2 protein-coding genes and 1 pseudogene are annotated in these 2,061 nt (G+C 27.9%); all 3 read left to right on the top strand.

Features of this window, described 5'->3' with window-relative positions:
* Positions 1-2 precede the first annotated feature (2 nt).
* Positions 3-83, top strand: a complete 81-nt coding sequence (locus ACLR9T_RS14120; protein WP_413110111.1) for a desulfoferrodoxin family protein — start codon at positions 3-5, stop codon at positions 81-83.
* Positions 84-1,252: 1,169 nt separating this feature from the next.
* Positions 1,253-1,666, top strand: a complete 414-nt coding sequence (rplK, locus tag ACLR9T_RS14115; protein ID WP_092356308.1) for a 50S ribosomal protein L11 — start codon at positions 1,253-1,255, stop codon at positions 1,664-1,666.
* Positions 1,667-1,733: 67 nt separating this feature from the next.
* Positions 1,734-2,061 (top strand): annotated as a pseudogene (locus tag ACLR9T_RS14110) (50S ribosomal protein L1); the annotation flags it as partial.

Genomic DNA, 2,061 nt, shown 5'->3' with positions numbered 1-2,061 from the left:
ATATTGCTGGTAAAAGTGGTAAAGCTACAGTCTATGAATATTGCAATCTTCATGGGTTATGGAAAACAGAAATCGAATTATAGAAACCTCCATTGTGGGGTTTTTATTTTTGTTTGAGTTGCTAAAAAAGTATGAAAAGGAAAGTTTATTGACCGTTGAATCAAAAAATCTAATTAGTGAATTTAAAATGGTAAAAATTATTTAAAGTTGTATAATATTAACCCTAAAATATAACTATAGTTTTATTTGTTAGGGAGATAGAAATAAAGTATTTAGGAACGGTAATGTTTAAGGTGTTTGTGTAATTAACTTTATATTGTATATTGATATCGTATGTTTTTATTAAATGTTTTATATATTTAAATAGAAAAAATTAAGCTTATAATTATATCTAATAGAGATTTTTCAATAATTTTATTATTTGAATTAATAATAAAATGGGCCAATATACTCATGCTTAGTTATTTAGATAAATTATAGAAAAGATATAAAAATAAGAATAATCATATAATAATGAGATAATTATAGATTATAAGTTCAATATTCAGAAAATTTTATTATGGATTTGAATAAGGGGAAGTGTTATAGAAAAAATTTATTATCATTTATTGGAATTTCAATATTTATAGTCTATATTTAATAGTAAATGAGCAAAAATGATTCAGGATGAATTTATGATGTTTGCTAAAGTTAATTAGATAAATAAGTATCGAAAGTGGAGATAATGGTGAAAGATACTATATTATATAAAATATAGTTTAAGTGTGTTATTTTTAACAGCATGCTAAACAGGTAAATCAAAGTTTATAAACTAGGGATAATATATAATAATGCAATATATTGGTTAGATAAAGAAAATTCTAAGATAACTAGTATAAATGAAAATATGTTTTGATAGATGCAATTGGTAGTGAAGTTTATTATAATGAAAATAATAATAAACTAGATATATATAATGAAGAAACAAAAGAATATATATTATTAATAGATTGTTATATTATGATACATCAGTGATTAAATATTGAGGTGAAAATTTTTGATGAAAATAATTTTCATCGCTTTATTTTCATGTGTTATTTATTAAACTCATAAATTATTAACTTCTAATATGAAATAAAATTTAAAAAAAGTATTGCATTTATCGAATAATAATGTATAATTCCTAGGTGACGCAATATGTGTTACTATGCGTGGAAGGACTATGTCCATTTGACCACAGCACGGACAAATTTTATATAGGAGGTTATGTCGCGTGAGTAAAAAAGTTGTAAGAGTTATGAAAATTCAATTCCCAGCTGGGGGAGCTAAACCAGGTCCAGCTTTAGCTGGAGCAGGTATCCAAATGCCTAAATTCTGTACAGCATTCAATGATCAAACTAAAGATCGTATGGGTGAAACAGTGCCTGTTGTTTTAACAGTGTACGATGACAAAGATTTTAGTTTTGTATTGAAGACTGCACCAGCAGCTGAAATGATTAAAAAAGCTTGCGGGATCAAAAAAGGTTCAAGCAATGCTGGTACTACTACTGTTGCTAAGTTATCGGCTGATAAATTAAAAGAAATCGCTGAATACAAAATGCCAGACTTAAATGCCAATGATTTAGAATCAGCAATGAAGATCATCGCTGGTACTGCTCGTAACATGGGTATCGAAGTCGAAGCATAATTAGAAATTAAAATATTATCGTCATTTGTGGAAGGATAATCCGTTAGACCACTAAGGAGGAAAAGTAATGGCAAAGAAAAGTAAAAGATATCAAGAAGCTGCTAAATTAATCGAAAAAGGTAAAGCTTACCCAATTGAAGAAGCAGTTACATTAGTAAAAGAAACAAGTAAAGTTAAATTTGATGCTGCTGTAGATGTTGCATTTAGATTAGGAGTAGATCCTCGTCAAGCTGATCAACAGTTACGTGGAGCATTGGTACTACCAAACGGTACTGGAAAAACTAAAAAAGTTTTAGTTGTTACTGAAGGTGCTAAAGCACAAGAAGCTAAAGATGCTGGTGCTGATGTTGTTGGTGGTAAAGAAATTTTAGAAGACATCAAAAAAGGATGGTTAG

The sequence above is a fragment of the Thomasclavelia sp. genome (assembly GCF_047249845.1).
GTDB lineage: Bacteria > Bacillota_I > Bacilli_A > Erysipelotrichales > Coprobacillaceae > Thomasclavelia.
This window is presented reverse-complemented; position numbering and strand designations above follow the sequence as displayed.